Origin of the sequence: cyanobacterium endosymbiont of Epithemia turgida isolate EtSB Lake Yunoko (assembly GCF_000829235.1) — a bacterium.
Lineage (GTDB): Bacteria > Cyanobacteriota > Cyanobacteriia > Cyanobacteriales > Microcystaceae > Rippkaea.
On the sequence record NZ_AP012549.1, the window covers coordinates 930,421 to 954,077 of the forward strand.

The window sequence follows — 23,657 nt, forward strand, 5'->3', positions numbered from 1 at the left end:
TATAAAGACTTAGCCAAACTTCTTAAATCTTGGTTAAAACTTTTTTCTTGCATACTTATAGCTATTTTACTATTTGTTTATATATTCTTTTTTCTCTAATTCTATGCTCACTTCTTCATTCTCTAATTACAACAATTTCATCTTCAATGGCTGAAATTTTTCACCTGCAATTTTTTACGTATATCATTGAGTGTTCTTTTGGTCTATTGTCTATCTACTTTATTTCTTTTGTCCACATTTTTAATATCATTATTTAAGAGATATTTAATCGCTTTTATCTTATAACTTTCACCTCTTGAAAAATTAGCTCAACTCTTCTACAACAGAATTAACTCTCAATTATTAAACTTTACCAGAAGATCACAACATCTACTGCTCGATTTTTATTGAACAAACTTTTGTTCTGTCTTACGCGACCTAATCGAGGCATTCATAAGATTCTATTTTTATTACCTACTTCAATAAAGAAGCTAATCTTTTTATGACTTTAACCTTTCTGTTTATGATGACAAACTTGAATAACAGTATGAACATTTCCCCTAGGATTAAAGTCTCCTTTTAATACTATTTCTAGTGGATCGCAAGCTACCACAAAATCGTCTAGGATTTGGTTGATTGATTCTTCATGAGAAATATAGAGATCACGGTAGCCATTAATATACAATTTTAATGCTTTTAATTCAACCACTTTTTCATCGGGAATATAGGTTAAATAAAGGTTAGCAAAATCGGGATAACCAGAGAAGGGACACTTACAAGTAAACTCAGGTAAAGTAATATTGATGTCATACCGTCGACCTGTACGAGGATTAGGAAAAGTGATTAATTTCCCTTCTTCAATAAACTGTTCCCCATATCTAATCGCCGAAGAATCAAACTTAAAATTAGAAGCTTGAGAATTAGTAACTTGATTCATTATGCAAATACTCTTTTGAACTTACCTAATTTTCTTATTGTACACTATCAACTATTAACTAGAGGTAACCAAACTATGAATTTAGTCCCCCTATTGTGTGTTTTATCAATAGGGGGACTAACAAGTTCAATCAATCCTTGCATCTGAGTAACTAAATCTTTAGCAATCGCCAAACCTAATCCACTTCCTGCAATCTCTCCTTTATCTTGAACCCCTCGATAATGACGCTCAAAAATATGTTCTTGATCTTCAACAGGAATACCGCACCCTGTATCTTGAATTACAACACCTTGATAACTTTTTCCATTAGTTATCGAGAGTAAACCAACTTGTAAAAATACTTGACCTCCCGATGGTGTATATTTAAGAGCGTTGTTAATAATATTACTAAAGATCTCTCTGAGTGCTTGAGGATCACCCCATATACAGGGTAAGTTCTCAAAGATATCGATTCTTAACTCAATTGATCTTTCTTCGGCAATCGATTTAGCAGAAGTCAGCAATGGTTCTAATATTTCTGTAACCTGGATAGCTGATAAAAATGGAGATTGTTCTGAGCGCAAAGAACGAGTTGATTGAGTATCAAGAGTAACCACATCGTCTTTGAGAGAGTGCTTATCAACTTCAAATTTTTGGAGTAACTCTTGAAGGTGATTACTTTCTCGCACGATACTCTCTGTAATTGCCGTACCTTTTTCATCTGAATGCAACCGCTTAAGTAATAGTTTACTAAAGATTTGTAAGGCGGTTAACGGGTTACGCAATTGATGAAATAAATCATCGAGGCGATTTTGTTCTTGTTGTTGTAATGTTTGCTGTTGACTCAATTGTTCTTGATACCATTGTTGATGGCTATCTAATAAACGAGCTATCGCTAGGGTTTGAGCAATGGTTTCAATTTGTTCTAATTCTGACTGTTGCCAGGGATAATTTTTACGTTGAGTTACTAATAATCCTACTACGATATCTTTATACATCAAAGGTAAGACGAGTTGATAGGGATTGCTTATAGTTGTTTTATTCTCATCAATAATTTTGTGATCACCTTCAAAATTAGTATTCAAAGATTTCGATAGTTTAAGAGGGTTAGCTATCGGTAAACTGATAGAATTGTTTAGAATTTTTTCTACCTTAGGCAAACTTAAATTAACATTTTTTCTGCTGTAAAATTCACGGTTTTGCGGAACAAACAAGAGGGGAATCAAACTCATCTGTGTTTCTTCTTCTCTTTCTTGGGTCAGATAAATTCCACTCCAATTAGCCTTCAGTCCTTGAGTTAACAACGTGATTTGAGCTTGACATAAAGTAATGAATTCTTGACTTGGTGTTACCAAAGTATAAGCAGCAGAGGACATAAGGGATTTAATCCATCAAGTTATAAAGTTTTGTTAAGCAAATAACTTTTAATCATTTCGTAATTTTTCTTTAAGTTTAGCGAAATATATTGATTATTGAAGCCTTCTGACTCTAATAAATCTACTAAAATGCGAACAAAGGCTCTTGATTTCCTAAGTTAAACTAGATATAATAACCTCAACTTTTGTAACGATGATTACAGCATGTATCCAGAATGGGAGGTAATCGGGTTGGCAAGAAAACGTAAGCGTAAGAGTCGTCGCCGTCAAGAAGGTCGTAGGATTCTCGAGATTGTACCCCAGTATAGTATCGAAAGTGGTGAAGATAAACCAGTGACAGCCGCGAGAAAGCATATTGGGGCAGTCGGGATCCAACCTCCGGCTTTGCTAATTGTAAGACGAAACGAGCACACAACGGATAGATACTTTTGGGCGGAAAAGGGTTTGTTCGGTGCCCAGTATGTTGAAGAAAATCATTTTCTCTTTCCCAGTTTGCGAGAATTCCAGCCTCCTGTGCTGAGTAGAGTTCCCGCAGTGATGACCGCTGGAACTGATCGTTAATGAACAAGTAAGATCGCTGACTCTTGTCTAATAAAGTTTTAAATCCCATTTCCCATTCTAAACATCATGTAGATTGGGAAATGTCTTGTTGCAATTGCAATTTTTTTTTAAGGATTGCAAGCAGATTTCAAAAAGTCCACTTTTTGTAGCTGAGCTAGTTCGTCTCGATGAGCTGTTACTATGACTAAACTCTGCATGTTCTCATCCGGTTGTGACTCGTTATGTTCTGATATCATTTTAACTTCGAGCAAGACTTTTTCGACACGTCCTGACTTCTTCCAATAAAAGAGCCCAGCAACTGGACATAAGAGAATTAGTCTCAGAAATAATAAAGTCAACGAAGGATATAAAAAAGATAGAACTAAGGAGAAACAAAATAATCCGATAGCTGTTAACCCACTCAGAAAAATAGTCAGGAAGCAACTAGGACTAACAAAACCTTCAAAAGTCATAGTCTGGTGTTGGAGATCAACAGAAGTAATGTGATAAGCACGTTGAGTAAAATATACTTGTAGTTGACTTAAAAGCTGATCGATAGACTCTCGTGGGGTTAGTTTGATTTGTTCGGTGCGATCTTTAGTAGATGCGCGGATAAAAAAGAACAAACCCATCATTAACAAAAGAGTCAGAAAAAAAGTGGAGCTAAGAACAGGGAGATCCACAAAGTTAAGAGGTAGGTTGGTTATCCGAATAATCGATTACAATAAACTATTATTTATGTAGATACTTATTTAGACAATAAAAGTTCAAAGCTTTTCTTGGAATTCCTGGACCTCGTAGGTATAAAACTTCTGGAAAGCTCCTATTGTGCCAAATTCATAACTGGGGACTGGAAAAGGCAACAATAATTCAGTTTCGTAGATACTAAACAGAAGATAATTTCGCCGAATAGTCTCTTTAGCAATCACTTTTTCAATTTGTGGTCGTCCTGTATCTATTAGAGTTTTACAATAGCTTTGCAAGAAGCCTCCTAATTGTTGAGGGGCTTTGGGGCAAACTTCTTGTTTTAAATATTCAGTGATGGCATCAGTAGCATAGTGTTCATAGTCATTCTGTCCAGGATTGCTTATCACCATTAAAACACTAATTCCAGCTAACGCAACTCCCCCGACCGTATTCACCAACTGTAACACTTCCATCACTTTTTTGGTTACTTAACTTGCTTAACTATTAGGATAACTTAGTTTAGACGATCATGAAACAAACAAAAAGTATGTTATAATAAACATCGAGTTTATGGCGAGCGTAGCCAAGTGGTTAAGGCAGCGGTTTGTGGTACCGCCATTCGTGGGTTCAAGTCCCATCGTTCGCCCTGGTTTATATAGTTCTTTGTCTTTTTATTCCAATCCAGGATGTGCTATCTTCTAATTTAGGGGAAATGATTGCCTAGTTGGTAGAAACGAAGTCTACCGAGTCCAAGATATAACCCCAGAGGGTTTTCTCCTTTTGGATAAGCAATAAGACTGAATAAATAGACTCCTGCTAACTCAGGATTTTGTTGAGGTTTTAGTCCTACAGTAAAAGTTGTTCCCGGAGCAATAGGGTAATCGAAGATGAAAGTAATAGCTTCATTATCTAAATTTCTTTTTATACGAGCAATGGTTAAAGACTTGCCTCGATTAATCAGTTTTCCCTCAAAAGCAAAGGTTTCGTCTAAATAATAGTTAATAATTTGGTTTGTTTTAACTTGTTGCAGTGTTAATTTTTCAAGGGGTTCTCCAACGTCATTTCCCAACTCGATTGTAAAGTAATACTTTGCCCCCTTCACCCTAATGCCACTCGACGTTGTGATTGCATTAACTAAACGAGGTGACTTATTAAACATAGTCGTTCCATTCCCTAATTCCATCGCCAGGACAGGGAAAACACTAAGGGTTAGTATACTTGCTATTTCTAAGATAGGTTTAAAACTGATGTAGCCCATTGATGAAATCTAAGTTAGGTTTAAATTTGCCCGTACAGGTCAGTCACCTTTGACCTGTACACTAGAGTTTAGGATTGATCCTTAGACAGGAACTGCTGCTTGGCGGGCTGCTGCTGCTTCATCAGGATGAATACCCAATCGAGTTAAGTTAAGGCGGCCTTTGCTATCGATTTCTCGGACTTTGACCACGACTTCATCGCCTACAGCGACTTCATCCTCTACCTTCCCTACACGCCCTTCGGCTAATTGAGAAATATGAATCATGCCTTCTTTACCGGGAAGCACTTCGACAAAAGCCCCAATTTGAATAATACGGGTAACGCGACCGGCATAAACTTCACCTTCATTAAGTTTGCGGGTCATATTGTAAATAATTTGCTTAGCCTTCTCAGCTTTCTCGGCTTCGAGTGCCGCAATGGTTACCGTTCCATCATCAGCAATATCAATTTTAGAACCAGTTTGTTCGGTAATACCTTTAATAGTTTTTCCCCCAGGTCCGATCACTAATCCAATCATATCGGGATCGATTTTCATAGTTAGTAGACGAGGAGCATAGGGAGATAGATTCGTCCGGGGTTTATCAATGGTGGTCAAAATTCTATCAAGAATATGTAATCGAGCTGGAAGAGCTTGTTCAATGGCTTTTGCCACCACCTCTATAGGCAGTCCGGTAATTTTCATATCCATTTGTAGAGCTGTGATACCGTTATCAGTGCCGGCTACTTTGAAGTCCATATCGCCCAAAAAGTCTTCAATCCCTTGAATATCGGTTAGAATACGAACTTCATTCCCTTTCTTAATGAGTCCCATGGCTACACCACTAACTGGTTTCGTAATGGGAACCCCTGCATCCATTAATGCTAAGGTTGAACCACAAACTGATCCCATAGATGTAGAACCATTAGAAGATAGCACCTCCGACACTACGCGAATCACATAGGGAAACTCTTCTTTCGGGGGAAGAATAGGGGTTATTGCCCGTTCTGCCAAAGCTCCATGTCCAATTTCTCGGCGGCCAGGGGAACGCATGGGTTTAGTTTCACCCACAGAGAAAGGAGGAAAATTATAGTGATGCAGGTAACGTTTTTCGTCTTCGGGATGGAGATCATCAGCGAGATCTTGGGCATCCCCTGGGGTTCCTAAAGTAACAAGGGATAACACTTGCGTTAATCCCCGTCTGAATAAACCACTTCCATGAACCCGTTGGGGTAATAAACCAATCTGAGAGGAAATAGGACGCACTTCATCAAGTTTGCGACCATCAACGCGAACCCCTTCATTAACAATCTGAGAGCGCATTAATTCTTTGGTCAAATCTTTGTACAATTTTCCTATAGATTTTAGGTCTTCAGTGGTGGACACCTTAATTGGGTCTTCTTTCGGCAATTCGGCGATAACCTTGTTAATTTTGCTTTCTTTAATCTCATCAAGACATTTATCTCGACCACTTTTATCGAGGTCGTATTGTGTTAATACCTTTTTAATTGATTCCGAGGCGTGATCGCGAATAAATGCTTCAACTGCTTCATTGACTAACGGTGGTTCCTCGGTAGTTAATTCGAGTTCTAATGCTTCCATCACATCCCATTGAGCTTGAATAAGATCCCGCACTGCTTCATAACCAAAGTCAATTGCTTCGATGATATCTTGTTCTGGAAGTTGATTGGCTCCTGCTTCGACCATCACTACTCCATCAGGACTTCCAGCCACTACGAGATCTAAGTCTCCTGTGTCTATTTCCCGATAAGTGGGATTAATAATAAAATCATCTCCAATTAACCCAACTCTAACGGCGGCCATTGGACCAAAAAAGGGAATTTTTGCGGCAATTATCGCAATTGACGAACCTGTGACTGCAAGAACGTCGGGGGGAACTTCTTCATCCATCGAAAGGGTCGTAGCAATAATTTGTATATCATCGCGTATCCAGTTGGGGAACAGAGGACGTATAGGACGATCAATTAAGCGGCTAATGAGAATAGCTTTTTCAGGGGGACGACCTTCTCGTCGCAAAAAACCACCGGGAATACGCCCTGCGGCATACAGTCTTTCTTCGTAATCTACGGTTAGAGGAAGAAAATCAATTCCTTCTCTCCCTACTGTTCTTGTTGCAGTTACCAAAACTACCGTGTCTCCAGATTGAATTAAAACGGCTCCCCCTGCTTGCGGGGCCAGTAGTCCCAACTTGAGCCGAATATCCCGTCCGTCAAAAGATATTGACTTGTCAAACTCTTGCATGTAGCGTTTTTTCCTTTTTTTATCGCGTTTCTTCTTCTAGAGCAATCCTAACATTTTTAGTTCACTCTCGCTGATTTCTCTGCTACATATATTCTATATTTTGATAGTGTAGAAAATATGGTGCCACGAAAGTTTATAAAAAAAATATACGAATATTTTTCTGTTTAGTAAAAAATTTTAAAGATTTAAATTAAATTGCAATTGATAAGTGTTAGAAACAATATTAATAATTAAAATTTTAAGCTAAAAAATGTAGCGATAAATCATGTTATTTTGAGAAAATATTTTTTCAAAATCTATACTTTTAACTTAAATTTTTAATTATTAATAAAGTATTTCAAACTCCTGCGTAAGCTTATCACTTCTAGTGATTTTCAAAAATTATATTATGTAATTTTAAATCAGAAGCAATATTACTGCATAATAGTAAACGTCAAAAATGATAGTAGCAACATTAAAGATTCTATTAGGGAATAAAAAAATAAATTTTTGAAAATTGGATATATTTAAACTTTCTGTTCCTTACGCAATGAATATAGACATAATCTTTTGGTACTTAAATTTATTGTTAACTACTTTTATAATATAAATATTAATGGAAAATCATGTCCTCCGTAATAGTTACAGTAACAATTTTAATTAAACTAGTTTATACCTATTTTTAGTACATGTATTTCAGTACATATAATATAGACAATGTATATTAAAATTAATACTTATGTTTTTATTGACTGACTAAATTTATCATGTAAAAAATAATCTAAAAGTAGAGTGTTATTGTGGATAATTAATAATATAAAAATTATCTTTCTTGTATGGTAAATATTGTAGTATCTCTCTTGAGAGAATCAAGGTATTTAAGTAAAATCACTTATTTAATTTAAATTCTAAACAAAACCCTCAATTTAATCAATAAAAATTAATCCTAAAAATAACCAATTATAATTATTGTTACGTTAACATAGAAATAAATTAGTATATGTTGTATAAAAATACTAAATAACAATTTATATTTATTGTGATTTAACTATTAGTAAAAATTATTAAATTCATGAATTAATTATGAGAGATTTGTCTGGAGCAGAGAAAGCCGTCTATCTTAAGATAGATTGTCATCAAATGAACTATAATTAGTGTGCAAATACATTCAATGAAGAGTTGAGCTAATTTTTCAAGAAGTAAAAATTATAAGATAAAAGCTATTAAATATATCTTAAATAATGATATTAAAATTTGGTTAATAAAATATTACCTTAATAAGTTAATTATTTTAAAACAGACTTTGTTAAAACGGCATAACAATATAATTCAAGTTTAGTGCGATTAAGTCCTAATACTAATGCTACTAACTGGGGTAAATGTAGCACAGATAAGTTTAATTTATGTTCAATGATTTTCTCAACTGTTGGTTGTAGAGAAAATAAATTTAAGTGACATAAAGGGCAGGAAGTGACTAAATAATCTACACCAGCTTCAATAGCTTTTTTAAAATGAATTTCCGCCATTGTCAACAAATCTTTGGTCGCATAACTTGTTGAGGTACAACCACAACATAGAGTCCGTCCTTGATAATAAAATAGATAGGAGTTGCCCCAAGCGTACAAAAAACCCTTTCTAAACACTCTAGCTGAAAGCGATTATTGTAAGGAAAACTATCCTGAGTTCATAATGAATAATAGCCAGAAAATACAGCACAATTTAAACTGATTAACTTCTGTGTCGCTTTTTTAAAAAGGTTTTTAAGACCATAATCAGTTACTAATGCACATATATAGATGTTTAACTTTAGTCGTTCCTTCACAAAGAAAACAATGTTCTTTCTCTAAAAATCCACTAACTTGTTCCAAATAGTTAGGATCATTATCTTTGTGCATTTTTGAAACCTTCGGCTACATGGCAAATAACTCCCGGACAGGTACTATAATAGGTTAACAAGAGGAGATTTGAAGAGTCAGCTAAAGCAATATGACGCGCATCGACCGTATCTTCTAATAACTGGGAATCCCCTTAATATGTTCTTGAACCACCACAACAGGCAGCTTTTTTGAGTTCAATCAATTCTATTCCTAACACATTAGTCAGAGCAGCCGTAGACAAATAAAGTTCACGACAAGCACCTTTGGCAAGACAACCTGGATAATAAGCATACTTCAGCATTATTTAACTTAGCGGCTGATAGGTCTGGTAACTCTCGCTGTTTATGCTAAATTTAAGGATAAGTTCTGTTTTTTACTGATTATGCCACATATTTTGTCTTTCCCATACTTCTAAAATATTTAATTGTACTAACTCATTTGGAAAAAATTTGGGATAATGACCATAACCGAATAAACGCTAAACTATGCCCGATTGGAAACTACCCTTTGATCGCTCTTCTGAATCTGCTACTGTCTTTCCCGGAGAAACTCAAGGAGGTTTAGGAACTTTTGGGGGAGTCTATACCCCTTCTATTTTGACCATTCTTGGCGTAATCATGTATCTTCGCTTTGGTTGGGTGGTAGGAAATGTGGGGTTATTAGGAACCTTATTGATTGTCATCTTAGCCAACAGCATCACCTTTTTTACCGCTCTATCTGTCTGTGCGATCGCAACAGACAAGGTAGTAAGAGCAGGGGGAGCCTATTACATGATCAGTCGCTCTTTAGGGGTAGAAACAGGAGGAGCTGTGGGAATTCCTCTCTATTTTGCCCAAGCTCTTTCCGTGGCTTTATATACTATCGGTTTTGCTGAAAGTTTGAAGGCAGCCTTTCCGCACCTTAATCAACTTTATGTGGCGCTGGTGGTGACAAGTTTAGTTGGAATCTTAGCGTTCATGTCAGCCAGTATTGCCATTAAAGTACAATATTTTATTATGGCTGCCATTGTCCTGTCCTTAGTGTCATTCTACTTTGGACACCCCGTAGAAGAAACTCATATTGAATTGTGGGTTAACAATAAAATTCCTTTTTGGACAGTTTTTTCAGTATTTTTCCCCGCGGTAACGGGAATTATGGCTGGGGTCAATATGTCAGGAGATTTAAAAGATCCCATCAGATCTTTGCCCAGTGGAACTCTATGGGCTGTTGGGACAGGATTTGCTATCTATATAACCATGCCCATTTTCCTGGCAATGCGAGCTGATAGTACTACTCTAATTGCAGAACCTCTGATCATGCAACAGATGGCTGTTTGGGGTCCTTTAATTTTATTGGGGGTATGGGGGGCAACCCTCAGTAGTGCCATTGGTAGTATTTTAGGTGCGCCTCGTATTCTCCAGGCGTTGGCTAGAGACGGAATTTTACCAAAATGGATGAGTTTCCTCGGACAAGGAAGTGGACCTCAGGATGAACCCAAAATGGGGACCCTAGCGACCTTGGTAGTAGCGATTGCAGCGGTTTGTGTCGGAGATTTAAATTTAATTGCCCCTGTCCTAACGATGTTCTTTTTAACTACCTATTTAGTGTTAAATATGTCAGCGGCTATTGAAGGATTTTTACAAAGTCCTTCTTTTCGTCCTTCGTTTAAAGTTCATTGGGCGTTTTCTCTCACCGGGGCGATCGGTTGTTTAATTGTCATGTTTCTGATTGATGCTGTTGCGACTGTTGTAGCAGCGATTGTGGTGATTGGAATTTATTTTTGGGTACGTCAACGAGAATTAATAGTTACGTGGGGGGATGTGCGCCGAGGACTTTGGATGGCTTTATTAAGGATGGCAATTCTGCAAACAGATCATACCGACGATACTAAAAACTGGCGACCTCAACTCTTAGTGTTGTCGGGGGCCCCGACTAAACGGTGGACTTTAATTCAGTTAGCAGAAGCATTAACCCATAATCGTGGTTTAATTACCGTATCAAGTGTTCTTCCTGTTGGTTCGCGGGATATGGCCAAACAAGCAATCCTAGAAAAGCGGATTCGCAATTATCTGCAACGACGGGGTATACAGGCGTTAGTTCGGTTGGTAACAGCACCTGATCCGTTCGATGGAGCTGAAAGACTTGTGGAGACTTACGGACTAGGATCTATTGTCCCTGATACAGTATTGTTGGGAGATTCTAAACAACCATCCCATCGTGATCGCTATTGTCAAATGATTGCCAACCTCCATCGCGCCCAACGCAATGTTATTATTTTACGAGAAAATACTAAACTTGACCAAAACCCCTTTTTGGAGTCAAGACACCGCCCCTGTTACATAGATATTTGGTGGAGTGGGGGAATGCAGGGAAATGGTAGTCTAATGTTAATTTTGTCCTATTTATTGCGTTCTAATCCCAACTGGCAAGATGCGGAGATTCGTCTCAAGTTAGTAGTGAACGATGAAACGGGGGTTCAAGCAGCCCAAGCTAATTTAGATAATTTGGCTAAACACTTGAGAATTGGGGCTTTATCAGAGGTTATCTTAGCTGATGGAAGAACGTTTGCCACAATTCTTGAAAAATCCTCTATGGGAGCAGATTTAATCTTTTTAGGTATGACTAGTCCTGGGGAATTATTTATGCAGTCCTATGAAAAGTTACAAAATTGGACAAAAAACTTACCTACATCAATCTTTGTACTGGCTGCCCCAGAGTTTAATTTCGAGGAAGTATTGGGAGAAAATTAGGTTAAATATCCCAAATAACTAAGTATTTTACCTAAGATATCTACATTTAATCATAAAGAACTGCTACTCTTTCCTCTTCTCTAATTATGACCTTAGACAACTCCTCCTTTATTACCGAAAAAGCTACTTTTATAGACTTTTATTCCATCGGGTTTATCACAAAAACCGTCTTTTGGTTCAACCCGCAAAAGAAATGTTCGGTTATCAAATTTAAGGAGAGAACTTAAAATATTTAACCAGGTAATTAGGGAATGACTATCTTCTAATAATTTAAAGATTACCTTATTTTCTATATAAATTAACAATGGAACATCTTCTTATTTGACATAGGTATTACTGGTAAACTCAGCTTCGATGCAGATGTTTTAACTGAGATGATTTAAATGCTCTAGAAGATCATAAGCTGTTACATCTCTGTCTATACAATATATGTTTTAAGATAAATAGATTACCTTCTTCTTGTTAGCTTATTTTTTTATAATGTGAAACACAAATAGTATATTCTATAAATATAATTATAATTATTGTTCAGAATAAATTTAAACACAATTAAAATCTCTTAGATTATTATATGTCTCTTATTGTATGTTTTAAATATTCATCTAAACTGACTTATTTTTATCAACTTTAATCTTGGTACTATTTAAAATAACAAAAACATTGTTTTGCTATTTTAAATTAATTTAATATAACAAAATACTGACTTTAAGCTAGGATAGAAATTGGATATAAATTTTCATTAAAAAATATTAGCTTGTTATCAGCTTCTTTAAAATTAGAACTATTTTAAGCGCCTGATTGTCTCATACTTTAAGCTACAATGTAAAATAAACCGCCCCACACTTTCTAAAATATGCTCTACAGATTTCAAACTCAACTCTATCAGCTTGAACAATTTGCTAATAAATTGGTTTCTTCGCAGTTAACCCATCTCAGTTGGTTGAGTTTAACAGTTGTTTTTGTCGCTGGATTATTAACAAGTTTAAGCCCTTGCGTGCTCTCGATGTTACCGGTTACCATTGGCTACATTGGGGGTTACGAAAAGCAAGGGAGAAGACAAGCTGCTATCCAATCAACTTGGTTTTCTTTGGGTCTAGCTACTACTCTTGCAGGATTAGGAATTGCAGCAGCTTCTTTGGGAAAAATCTATGGACAAATTGGATCTGGATTACCAATCTTTGTGAGTTCAATCGCAATTCTAATGGGGCTAAATTTATTAGAATTAATTTCTTTAAAATTACCTCATTTTGATAAAAGTAATTGGATTACGGACAATTTACCACCGGGGATACGTTCCTATTTTCTTGGTTTAACTTTCGGATTAGTTGTATCTCCTTGCAGTACTTCTGTCTTAGCGACTTTGTTGGCTTGGGTTGCATCGACTCAAAATTTATTATTAGGAGGGGTATTATTGCTATTTTATACAATTGGCTATGTCACTCCCTTAATTGTAGCAGGAACCTTTACTGCATCTCTAAAAAAATTATTAGAATTACGTCGTTGGTCAGTTTGGATTAATCCTGTGAGTGGTATTTTATTAATTAGTTTTGGATTTTTCTCTCTTTTATCTCGTTTACCCTCCAAAAGTGGATGATTGGCAATAAAAGTCAAATCTACAATAATTTTCACAGACTAAACCTAACAATATTTATCTAAGAAAAGTGTTTATTTTAAAGAGATATTGAAACTATGACCGCTTCTAATTTAACTCAAAGAACTTATTTTTTCACATTATTTCAGCAAGGATTGCAACATATTATTAAGATAATAGCTGATCTACGGTTAGCTATTATCTTAATACTAGTAATCGCTCTATTTAGTATTAGTGGAACGGTCATTGAACAAGGAGAAAGTCTACCCTTTTATCAAGGAAATTATCCTGAAAATCCTGCATTATTTGGGTTTTTTACTTGGAAGATTATCCTTACTTTAGGATTAAATCATGTTTACAGTACTTGGTGGTTTTTATCTTTATTAGTTCTTTTGGGAACAAGTCTCACTGCTTGTACGTTTACTCGTCAATTCTCTGCCATTAAAGCTGCTTGTAACTGGCGTTTTTATCAGCAACCTCGTCAGTTTCAAAAGTTGGCTTTAAGTGGTGATATTGAAAATAGATCTCTGGCTAATGTAGTTAATTCCTTAAGAAAACGAGGTTATAAAGTTTACCAAAATGACAATTCCTTATATGCCCGTAAAGGAATTGTAGGCAGAATAGGACCAATTATTGTTCATGCTGCTATGTTAATCATTTTAGGAGGAGTAATCTGGGGGGTATTGGCAGGATTTTTAGCTCAAGAAATGGTTGCTAGTGGCTCAACTTTTGAAGTTAAGAATATTATTGAAGCAGGCCCTTTCTCAAAGCCATTAATCCCAGCTGATTGGAGAATTAGAGTTAATCGGTTTTGGATTGACTATACTCATAATGGAGATATTAATCAGTTTTATTCTGACCTCTCAGTTGTTAATAATCAAGGAGAAGAATTAGATCGCAAAACCATTTTTGTAAATCAACCTTTGCGATATGATGGAGTTACTTTTTATCAAACAAGTTGGGGAATTGCTGGGGTAAAAGTTCAAGTTAATAAAGGTCCTATTTTGCAACTTCCTATAGTCCCCTTAAATACCCAGGGAGAAAGAAAAATATGGGGAACTTGGATTCCTACTAAACCTAATTTAAGTGAAGGGATATCCTTACTAGTTAAAGATTTACAAGGAACCATGATTATTTATGATAATAATGGGGATCTTTATAGTGCAATTCGCCCAGGAATGGTGGTTGATATTAATGGAGTTACTCTCAAAGTTTGTGAATTAATTGGGAGTACAGGACTACAAATTAAAGCTGATCCTGGGATTCCTCTTGTTTATACTGGGTTTGGATTATTAATGCTTGGGGTAATCATAAGTTATATTTCCCACTCCCAAGTTTGGGTTTTACAACAGGAAAGTCGCTGTTTTATTGGTGGTAAAACTAATCGAGCGCACGTCAGTTTTGAAAAAGAAATAGTAAGAATTTTAGACGAATTAAAAAGTTACAAAATAGAGTCTCAATTCTCAGAAATTTAAGGGCAAAAACAAAGAATTTTATCATTCTTTTTCTATAGATATAGAAAAAAGGTTTTTCCAAAATAGTTGAATGGCTAAAAGAGTTAACCCAAGAGCTACAAAACCAAAAATAAAAGTTACTAAACAAGAGATTCCCATCACTAAGGTTCTTACCAAAGAACCAATTTTTAAGACCAAAGGATTATGAGAAATGAGAGGTTTAGTCGTAAAGCTTTGAAAAATAGAAAAAGTGAGATGATAAAAGCCAAATGCCAAAGATCCTGAAATAGTTGAACCAATTAGACAACGTAACGGTGTAACTTTTTTATCTTGAGAACGATCTTTTTCTGGAGTGGGCATGAGTAAATTTGTCTTGTCATAAACAGTAGGGTAAACGATCATATTATCATTTCAGACGATGCAGACGTTCTTGTAGAATCTCCGATTGTTTTTGGGCTTCAGCTAAAGAATCCTTAGCTACCTGAACTACTTTTTCAGGGGCTTTATTAACAAAGCTGGGATTATTAAGACGCTCAGTAAGAGATTTAACCCCGGCTTTAATTTTACTTAAATTTTTCTCTAGTTTTCCTTTAAGACTTGCAATATCGACAACATTTGATAAAAGAATTAACACTTGAACTGTCCCTACAACACCTGCAACGACCTGTCCAGTTTCTAATTCTAACTGGGGGGTAATAGTCAATTGTTCTACTTTCCCTAAATCCTGAATATAAATTTGGGCTGATTTTAGAATTGTCCTCTCTGTTTCATCTTCACTTTGTAAAATTACAGAAACTTTAAATCCAGGTTTTATTTCAGCTTCAGCTCGTAAATTCCGCAGAGTACGAATGGTTCCGATAATAAGGTTAAATGACTCTTCTAATTCAGCATTAATAAGTTGAGTGTCAGAAGTAGGATAATTTTGTAAAGCCAGAAATTTATTGCCAGTTTGGCTTAAAGTTTGCCAAATTTCTTCAGTAATATGAGGCATAAAGGGATGAAGTAGCCTCAGAATATTATCGAGAATATAGGCTAAGGTCTGTTGGGCAACTAGACGAGATTCAGTGTTAGCACTCTTCCAAAGACGAGTTTTAACTAATTCAATGTACCAGTCACAAAAGTCTCCCCAGATGAATTCATATAGCCCTTTAGCCGCTTCTCCCAACCCATAAGTTTCGATGTAGTTCTTAGTTTGCTCAATCAGTCGATGGAAACGAGATAAAATCCAGCGATCGCATAATTCTAATTTTTCTGCTTCTGGAAATCCCAAAATTTCAGGAGTTTTTCCCTCTAAATTCATCATAACAAATCGCGCTGCATTCCACAGTTTATTGGCGAAGTTTCGAGAAGCTTCGACAGATTCTGATTCATCAGTTTTACGATTGTATTGTAAGCTGATATCTTGACCTGCCCCTGCAACTTCCCTAATCAAAGTGTAACGGAGAGCATCAGTTCCATAATTTTTAATCAAAATTAAAGGATCAATTCCATTGTTAAAAGATTTAGACATTTTCTTTCCATTTTCATCTCTAACCAACCCATGTATATAGACATCTTGAAAAGGTATTTGATCGGTCAAATACCCTGCCATCATGGTCATCCGGGCAACCCAAAAGAAGATAATGTCAAACCCTGTAACTAAAGTACTAGTCGGATAGTATACTTTTAAATCTTCAGTATCTTCAGTCCAACCTAATGTTGAAAAAGGCCATAAACCGGAAGAAAACCAGGTATCGAGAACGTCAGGATCTTGTTCTATTTTAGTATTTTTACCGTATTTTTCTTGAGCTTTTTCGATAGCTTCTATTTCATTATTTGCCACAACAAATGGGGTATTATCTGTAATTTTATTGTTGGTTTCACTAATTACATACCAAGCAGGAATTTGATGCCCCCACCATAATTGACGGGAGATACACCAGTCTTTTAATCTAATCAACCAATCTCGATACACTTTTGTCCAGTGGTCGGGGACAAAGCGGGGAGAATTGTGTTTATCCAAAAAGGTTAATGCTTTTTTGGAAAGAGGGTCAATTTTTACAAACCATTGGGTTGATAATAAAGGTTCGATAGGAACTTTACCGCGATCACTGTAAGGAACTGTATGGCGGTATTCTTCTACTTTAATTAGAAACCCTTCTTCTTCAAGTTTCTTAACGATATTTCGCCGTGCAACATAGCGGTCCTGTCCCTTAAATATTCCGGCATTTTCATTCAATGTGCCGTCTTTATTCATTATATTAATAAAGGACAAGTTATGATAGTTTCCCATTTTGAAATCATTGGGGTCATGTGCGGGAGTAACTTTGACGCAACCTGTACCAAATTCAGGGTCAACTGATTCATCAGCAAAAATAGGAATTTCTCGATCAACAATAGGTAAAGTTACGGTTTTTCCAATCAACTCTTCATAACGTTTATCTTTAGGATTAACCGCTACTCCTGTATCTCCTAAAATAGTTTCGGGTCGAGTAGTTGCAACTTGCACATAACCACTGCCATCGGTTACAGGGTAACGAAAATACCATAGATTACCATCCACTTCCTTGTTTTCCACTTCTAAATCTGAGACGGCAGAAAGAGATGCAGGACACCAATTAACTAAATAATTTCCTCGATAAATTAACCCTGCTTCGTAAAGGCTAACAAAAGCTTTTATGACTGCTTTAGAAAGTCTTTCATCGAGTGTAAACCGTTCTCGTGACCAGTCGGCAGAAAGTCCCACTCGTTTTAACTGGTTGATAATCTTTCCCCCCGATTCTTGTTTCCATTCCCAAGCATGTCTGAGGAATTTTTCTCGACCGATATTATAGCGGGTTTTTCCCTCTGCTTTTAACTTGCGATCAAGAATGGTATGAACTGCGATGCTTGCATGGTCGGTTCCAGGAAGACAGAGAACATTATAACCGCACATTCGATGATAACGCACCAGAACATCTATTAAACAGTCTTCAAAGGCGTGACCCATGTGGAGACTTCCTGTGACATTAGGAGGGGGAATAACAATGGTGTAAGGTTTTCCTGGGTGCTTAGGGTCTGCCTTAAAGACTTGGTAGGTTTCCCAAGCATTTTGCCATTTAGATTCAATCGTTTTGGGGTCGTATTGGGGGGGTAAAGTGGATGAGTTTACGGTCATGAACAATAGAAGGGTATGGGTATGATTATCCTCGTCTATCAAATTGTGCCACAACAAGTTAAGTAATTCAATTTAACATTCTTTACTCAGACTCCATGATTTTTGTTTTGGAGATTACAGTAAGTTTTTTCTTAAAAAATTATTCTAAATTAATTAGTAAAACACACTATAGTCCGATTAATTCTTGTATTGAGAGAGTTATTATTTATTTTATTTATCTTTAAATAGCATACATTAAGAATACTTTAAAAAAAATAACAATTCAATTATTAATTATTAATCCATATTAATTTTTTAGAGATTATAATAGTTTTAATTTATCCAGAAAATTAAATTTTATTTATACTTGTAAAACATAATTAATAAATGTTAATTAACATTAATAATACCACTTTTTATTTTCATATTATACATGAATATTTTTCTAAAAATAGATTAAAATCTACTAATATTTGTACTGCTTTAAAACGTAAGCTAGACAATACTAGCTTATCAATCTCTGATATTGTAGCAAAGTTAGCAACTTTATTAAACGACTTTTAATAAAAATTAAAAAGTAAAAGGATAAGCTGATAAAAAAAGTTTCATATTTAACTCTATGTTTAGACGGCAATATACAGTCCTATAAAAATCTAGGCTTGATACTTTTTGATATTTTTTATAAAAAACCTAAATATTTTTGTTAAAACTATAGAGCCCATAAAAATATACATAGAAAATAGAATATATATTAAATTTTTTTATAAAACTAAAGTTTTAGTTTTTAGCAAAAAATAAATAATCTTAATTATTAAATTACTTTTAAAAGATAGGTTTAAAAGAGTAATTATCTAGGTAATAGCTTACCTAAAGATTCAGCTAACATAATTATAATAGTAAAAACTATCAAACTTAACTCACGTTAAAAAATTTCCTTCATAACAAGAAAAATAACATAATTATCTCTATTTAAGTAGAAGAGTATAGAAACTTAAAAATTGCAGATCGAGAACATTTATCATAAGGCATATTCAAAAAAATATTTTTTATATAGATTATTTAAAAAAGAGAATAATTGTGAAATTTTCCGGAACTAAATTCATATATGCAGTTAATAATAATTTTTATATAAAAAGTAGATATTCCATTTTTTCTTGTATTTAATTTAATCAAATCCATGAATAACTAATTCATAATAATCTTGATGAATTGCTTCAAGACTATTTTGCAATTCCTGTGCATGAACCAAACCTACACATCCTGAATATAAACATTCTCTATTTCTATTTGCCAGAAAAACATAAAGTATATTAAGAGAATTTTGCCAAATACGAATACTTTTTCCATCTTGGAATAATAAATAAACCTGGGATCTTTCAATATCACGGTTTTGAGTATATGTCATTCCTGGAACTGCTTTTAAACGTTCAATTAAAATAATTGTAAAGTCTTTTTTGGGAATCACTTGAATGGGTAAAAAATCCCAAAACTTCTGAATAACTTCTACAACCTGGGGAGAGGTTTTTAACTTAGCATGGGAAAGATTTGGTAGGCAGGTAAATTTTCCAAATACGACTTGAGTTGTCTCAATCCTGATAGTTCCATCACTGTTGTTACCAAGATCTCCTGCAATTGATAAAGTCGGAATAGATTGAGCAATTTTTTCAGTAACAGCTTGACGACTTTTTAATAAATATTTAGCGATTTCAGTCTCTAAAGGGTTAAGAATACTAAATGATTCTAATCCATTAATAGGACAACCAATTAAAACAATTGAGTTAATTTTTGACCATAATTCGGGATGTTTATCTAGAAAGTCTAACCAAAGTAACCCCCCTAAAGAATAACCGATAATACGCCAAGGTATATCAGGATAGCTATCCAAAACCTCTACTACTTTTTGTTCAATAAGTTCAAGAATATCTTCACTTTCAATCCATGTTTTTAACCATCCAAAATTGAGGGCAACAATTTGATTTTTTGCTGTTTTTAGGGTTTTTACAAGTTGTAGGATATCTTGATGTGTATCAGTCCACCCGTGTTGCACAAATAGGATATAATCTGGAGGGTCAATCATGGTCTTGAATGATTAATAATATAGCCTTGCGGCTAAAGCAATGGCCTGAGGAAAAATAATATGTTCTTGAACTTGAATGCGAGCTTGTAGTGTTTCTGGGGTATCATTCGGTAAAATAGGAACAGCCGCCTGTGATAATATTAGTCCACTGTCGACTTCTAAACTGGCAATGTGAGCCGTGCATCCGGTAATCTTAACACCTGCAGCCAAGGCTTGTTCAACGGCGCGAATTCCTTTAAAACTTGGTAATAAGCTCGGATGAATGTTAATGACGTGGTTAGGATAGGCTTGTAATAGAACATGAGTGACAATACGCATCCAACCAGCCATAACGACCCATTCTACCTGATGCTGCTGTAAAGTCTCAACAATAGCCTGATCCAAGTCTCCCCGTTGCTTAAACTTGCGATGATTGAGTAATACTGTCTGAATTTTTAATCGTTGCGCTCTTTCTTTAACTTTCGCTCCGGGATTATTATAAATTAATACGGAAATTTCAGCCTTTAGTTTTCCTTCCTGTATTGCTTGGACAATAGCTTCAAAATTTGTCCCACTCCCAGACGCTAAAATTCCCAATTTTAGGGGATATTCTAACTCAAGTTCTTTAGAAGATAATTGAGGAGAGATGAAGTTAGGAGTCGACTGAGAAGAAGCAGAAAAACTCATGGATATTCTAGATAGATATTCTAGACAGTAACTAATGTTAAGTATACAGTTAAATTTTAATCATTTTCGTATAATTGAAACTGTTTTTTAACCATTGTTTGGACTTGGTTAATGGTAGGATTTATTTCATAGGTTTGTTGTCGTGAACCTTTTAAATATGCCTGCTGTTCTTGTTCAATCATGGTAATATCTTGTTTGACTAGTCCATCTAACATTTTTTGTGCTGATCCAAACAAACTATTTTTAATCCAGCGTCGAAACCAGATCGGTAGTTTATGAAGTCTCCCAAAAGCATCTAAGGATGTAAAATGAATTAAATAGGCACGAGTATAAGTCTTATTAATAGGACAGAATAAACAATAAATTTTAAAGTTCCTTCCTAGGGTTGACATCCAATGGGGATAAATATAACTAACTTGTAAAAGTTCAGGATGTAATCGGCGCAAACGAGGAAAAAAAAGTTGAAAAATAGACCATATTTTATCTATCTTATAGTAGCTTTTGGTTTTATATAGAGCGTCTACTCGTTTGTTATTAGATGAGAGTTTAACTAATTTAGCTGAATTCCAAGCTTGATAGTTTTCATGCAAATGTCCATGATACATATCCATTAAATTTTCAATCAAAAATGAGAAATGCCCTCGACATTCAATCGTTGAAATAGTTGCAATATAGTTGAGATGCCCCCATTCAGGAATTTCTAACGGTTTATTATAGGTTTCTTGTAATTTCTTCGAGTCTCCTAAAAATATCCAAATAAACCCATCGGACTCGCAAACCGGGTAGGACATAATTTGACAGTTAGGTAACTTGTTTTTTTTATTTAAATAGGGGACAAATATACACTTTCCTTCGCGATTAAATCGCCATCCATGATAAGCACATTCTAAGCTATTTCCAATGATTTTACCACTACTTAGTTTTACTTGACGGTGAGGACAGCTATTTTCAATGGCTTGGACTTCTCTTTGCTCATCTCGATAGAGTACGATAGACTGACCCCAGATCATAACTTCTAACAGTTCATCGGTTACCTCTAAACTCTGAGCTACAACATACCAGTGATTAAGATTAATCCCACAGGTACGAACATCAACAGTGTTGGTGGTGTTGGTTAAAAATTCAGCCATTGCCTCATGTGATTTCTAGGCAGTAATTTTTGAGCTAATTTTAAATAACTCGCCTTTAACATAACATTTAAAAAATATAATGTGAAGTATTAAAAGCATTAATGGATGATCGTTGTAGATGGGAGTCAAGGAAATCATTAAATTTATCTATCAAGTAGTGTGAGGAACAGTAAAAAATAGCCCATGAGGATCAATTGAAATGTCAAGTCCTTTGATAATAATAGCTCGAGCCATTATTGTCATCCAGAAGTTAGACTTAACCACTTTTAAGATGAGTTAACTTTAGAAACTTGGTTATTTTTGTCCGTGGTCCACCACAGCTAATCTAAAATAGAAATAAGTTTTATCTCCTCCCATTGCTAATTATTAGCTACAGAGATAAGGTAAAATCAAAAATTGCTTCAGATACAATTATTTAGAACAGTTATGAGATTAGCAACTAAAATTGAGGCAATCCAACTTTCGTAGCCTACACCTTGACAGTTATCATCTAATATTTAATATTAAAAATATCTGCCAATTTTAACAAGACAAATAAATTGTCAAATATCCTCCTTTATTATTACAAAAAATTAATGAAGCTAGCTTTTAATACTTAAAATTTTGCAAAATATAAAAATGATACTAGTCTGTTTTATCGAATACCTGTGACTGACCAGTTTACCCAACCTAAAGATGTCATTAGATGGTTGACCTCAACCCTAATAGCTATGGTTGTTATAACCTTTATATTAATAGTAGGTTGGTATTTGCACTAAGTGTTTGAACCTTATGTTCAAGAAGTCTTATCTCTTAAAGGAGATATGAACAAGGGACGGGCTATCTTCAAAACCAACTGTGCAGAATGCCATGGCTTACAAGCTGATGGAAGCGTAGGACCCAGTTTACATCAAGTCCACAGACATAAATTTAAAATAAAGCTGATTCATCAAGTTACCAGTGGCAAAACGCCGCCTATGCCAAAATTTAAGCCAAGTTTTCAATAAATGGCTGATTTACTTAGTTATTTAGAGTATCTTTAAATTGAAAAATTATGTTTTGGTATGACGAGGAATTGATAGAAACAGAGACTATTTCTATTAAGGTAACCTAACCTAGTTTAATTTATGGGACAACAGTATTTACAACATTACGTCTCTATCAAAAGTCTCTTGAGCATTGTTTAACCTAATAGTCTACTCATTGTAATCGACTCGAATACAGCTTAAAAACCTTTGGTTGGACGTGAACTAATTGGCAACAATTACGCCAAGAAGCCGAAATATTAATTTACTATTATCCTGTTTTAAGATTAACGATTTTTGCTGATGAGAAAGAATGGATTATGGGACGTTTTTTACCTGAAGATTTAGAACAATCTCAACAACGAGAAATAAAAGGGTGGATCGCTAACACTAGTTCATATAAACGATCTTTAGCTAATTTAAAAACTGGCAACTATTTAAGAACATTTTTAGCTTTACAAAAAATTGATAAATTATGCTTAAAAGAAATAATTTTAGTTAATCACCAAGAAAATTAGTTATAAACTAGTACTAGGAAATCTTTGGAGATATAAACAGGGGGAATGGTATATATTCCTTATCGAAGAAGCAATCTTACCAAGAATAGGACAATCACATTTATTATCTCGATTAAATTATCAACAAATTACTATTAATTAAACTCAATGTAATTTAGATTTTATTGATAGTTTAGAGATCATTGCTTATGGTAACAGGGTGGCTTGTAAGATCATTACTGGTCTAATTAAACTAGAGAGAAACACAGTAGCTATTATGGGTTTTAAAATGTAACTTTTATAGTTTTTAGTCTTATAATTCTGTTAGCTAAACTTTTGAATAAGCTGGGATATAGTTGAATACTATTGTTCAAATGCTTTTCTATTATAAATAGATTTTAAATAATCTGTTTATGACTAAAATAGTATAAAATAACTAATTCTATACAATAACTAATAAACTTAAGAAACAACATGAAAAAAATAATTTTTTATAACTATTACTTATCGCTTTCCTATTTACGATTACAATAATTCTATTCCT

Annotated in this window: 18 protein-coding genes, 1 tRNA gene and 1 pseudogene; 7 read left to right on the forward strand and 13 right to left on the reverse strand. The window is 34.8% G+C overall.

Annotation, left to right across the window (positions count from 1 at the left end):
• Window positions 1-487: 487 nt before the first annotated feature.
• Both queF and ETSB_RS02845 read right to left on the reverse strand, forming a co-directional pair.
• Entirely contained in the window at window positions 488-916 is a 429-nt protein-coding gene (queF, locus tag ETSB_RS02840) for a preQ(1) synthase (protein WP_044106156.1), read from the reverse strand.
• Window positions 917-963: 47 nt separating this feature from the next.
• Window positions 964-2,271: a sensor histidine kinase gene (locus ETSB_RS02845; protein ID WP_044106157.1), complete on the reverse strand. Its 1,308-nt coding sequence runs from the start codon at window positions 2,269-2,271 to the stop codon at window positions 964-966.
• 231 nt (window positions 2,272-2,502) lie between these two features.
• Between ETSB_RS02845 and ETSB_RS02850 the strand changes: the two genes are divergently transcribed.
• A complete protein-coding gene (locus ETSB_RS02850; protein ID WP_044107579.1) occupies window positions 2,503-2,832 on the forward strand; it encodes a DUF3155 domain-containing protein in 330 nt (109 codons plus the stop codon).
• Window positions 2,833-2,939: 107 nt separating this feature from the next.
• On the opposite strand, the gene ETSB_RS02855 is transcribed toward ETSB_RS02850, so the two are convergent.
• Together ETSB_RS02855 and ETSB_RS02860 are read right to left on the reverse strand one after the other, a co-directional pair.
• A complete protein-coding gene (locus ETSB_RS02855) occupies window positions 2,940-3,494 on the reverse strand; it encodes a cofactor assembly of complex C subunit B (protein ID WP_044106159.1) in 555 nt (184 codons plus the stop codon).
• Window positions 3,495-3,578: 84 nt separating this feature from the next.
• Window positions 3,579-3,971, reverse strand: coding sequence for a DUF4359 domain-containing protein (locus tag ETSB_RS02860; RefSeq protein ID WP_044106160.1), 393 nt, complete (start codon window positions 3,969-3,971; stop codon window positions 3,579-3,581).
• Window positions 3,972-4,071: 100 nt separating this feature from the next.
• Between ETSB_RS02860 and ETSB_RS02865 the strand changes: the two genes are divergently transcribed.
• Window positions 4,072-4,144, forward strand: a tRNA-His gene (locus tag ETSB_RS02865).
• 57 nt (window positions 4,145-4,201) lie between these two features.
• Here the strand turns inward: ETSB_RS02865 and ETSB_RS02870 are convergent.
• The 3 genes and pseudogenes from ETSB_RS02870 to ETSB_RS02880 form a co-directional block, all read right to left on the reverse strand.
• Complete coding sequence (locus ETSB_RS02870; RefSeq protein ID WP_044106161.1) at window positions 4,202-4,756, reverse strand: DUF2808 domain-containing protein; 555 nt, start codon at window positions 4,754-4,756, stop codon at window positions 4,202-4,204.
• An 81-nt stretch (window positions 4,757-4,837) separates the two neighbouring features.
• Window positions 4,838-6,994 carry a polyribonucleotide nucleotidyltransferase gene (locus tag ETSB_RS02875; protein WP_044106163.1) on the reverse strand — a complete coding sequence of 719 codons (2,157 nt, stop codon included), beginning with the start codon at window positions 6,992-6,994 and terminating at the stop codon, window positions 4,838-4,840.
• Window positions 6,995-8,259: 1,265 nt separating this feature from the next.
• Window positions 8,260-9,151 (reverse strand): annotated as a pseudogene (locus ETSB_RS02880) (heterodisulfide reductase-related iron-sulfur binding cluster).
• A gap of 184 nt (window positions 9,152-9,335) precedes the next feature.
• Between ETSB_RS02880 and ETSB_RS02885 the strand changes: the two are divergent.
• Complete coding sequence (locus ETSB_RS02885) at window positions 9,336-11,579, forward strand: APC family permease (protein ID WP_044106164.1); 2,244 nt, start codon at window positions 9,336-9,338, stop codon at window positions 11,577-11,579.
• 92 nt (window positions 11,580-11,671) lie between these two features.
• On the opposite strand, the gene ETSB_RS02890 is transcribed toward ETSB_RS02885, so the two are convergent.
• A complete protein-coding gene (locus tag ETSB_RS02890) occupies window positions 11,672-11,884 on the reverse strand; it encodes a hypothetical protein (protein ID WP_044106165.1) in 213 nt (70 codons plus the stop codon).
• 548 nt (window positions 11,885-12,432) lie between these two features.
• On the opposite strand from ETSB_RS02890, the gene ETSB_RS02895 reads away from it, so the two are divergent.
• Complete coding sequence (locus ETSB_RS02895) at window positions 12,433-13,173, forward strand: cytochrome c biogenesis protein CcdA (protein ID WP_044106166.1); 741 nt, start codon at window positions 12,433-12,435, stop codon at window positions 13,171-13,173.
• Between the two features lie 95 nt (window positions 13,174-13,268).
• Window positions 13,269-14,645 carry a cytochrome c biogenesis protein gene (locus tag ETSB_RS02900; RefSeq protein WP_044106168.1) on the forward strand — a complete coding sequence of 459 codons (1,377 nt, stop codon included), beginning with the start codon at window positions 13,269-13,271 and terminating at the stop codon, window positions 14,643-14,645.
• Between the two features lie 21 nt (window positions 14,646-14,666).
• On the opposite strand, the gene ETSB_RS02905 is transcribed toward ETSB_RS02900, so the two are convergent.
• The 5 genes from ETSB_RS02905 to ETSB_RS02925 all read right to left on the reverse strand — a co-directional run bounded on the left by ETSB_RS02905 (window position 14,667) and on the right by ETSB_RS02925 (window position 21,612).
• Window positions 14,667-14,984 carry a DUF3082 domain-containing protein gene (locus ETSB_RS02905; RefSeq protein ID WP_044106169.1) on the reverse strand — a complete coding sequence of 106 codons (318 nt, stop codon included), beginning with the start codon at window positions 14,982-14,984 and terminating at the stop codon, window positions 14,667-14,669.
• A gap of 46 nt (window positions 14,985-15,030) precedes the next feature.
• Window positions 15,031-17,760 carry a valine--tRNA ligase gene (locus ETSB_RS02910; RefSeq protein ID WP_044106171.1) on the reverse strand — a complete coding sequence of 910 codons (2,730 nt, stop codon included), beginning with the start codon at window positions 17,758-17,760 and terminating at the stop codon, window positions 15,031-15,033.
• Window positions 17,761-18,904: 1,144 nt separating this feature from the next.
• Complete coding sequence (locus tag ETSB_RS02915) at window positions 18,905-19,816, reverse strand: alpha/beta hydrolase (RefSeq protein ID WP_044106173.1); 912 nt, start codon at window positions 19,814-19,816, stop codon at window positions 18,905-18,907.
• A gap of 12 nt (window positions 19,817-19,828) precedes the next feature.
• A complete protein-coding gene (purN, locus tag ETSB_RS02920) occupies window positions 19,829-20,482 on the reverse strand; it encodes a phosphoribosylglycinamide formyltransferase (RefSeq protein WP_044106174.1) in 654 nt (217 codons plus the stop codon).
• 56 nt (window positions 20,483-20,538) lie between these two features.
• Window positions 20,539-21,612 (reverse strand): aromatic ring-hydroxylating dioxygenase subunit alpha, encoded by a 1,074-nt coding sequence (locus ETSB_RS02925; protein ID WP_044106175.1) that lies wholly within the window; start codon window positions 21,610-21,612, stop codon window positions 20,539-20,541.
• Between the two features lie 758 nt (window positions 21,613-22,370).
• Between ETSB_RS02925 and ETSB_RS02930 the strand changes: the two genes are divergently transcribed.
• Complete coding sequence (locus ETSB_RS02930; RefSeq protein ID WP_332403758.1) at window positions 22,371-22,598, forward strand: c-type cytochrome; 228 nt, start codon at window positions 22,371-22,373, stop codon at window positions 22,596-22,598.
• 338 nt (window positions 22,599-22,936) lie between these two features.
• Window positions 22,937-23,134 (forward strand): hypothetical protein, encoded by a 198-nt coding sequence (locus ETSB_RS08810; protein WP_052470613.1) that lies wholly within the window; start codon window positions 22,937-22,939, stop codon window positions 23,132-23,134.
• Window positions 23,135-23,657: the final 523 nt, after the last annotated feature.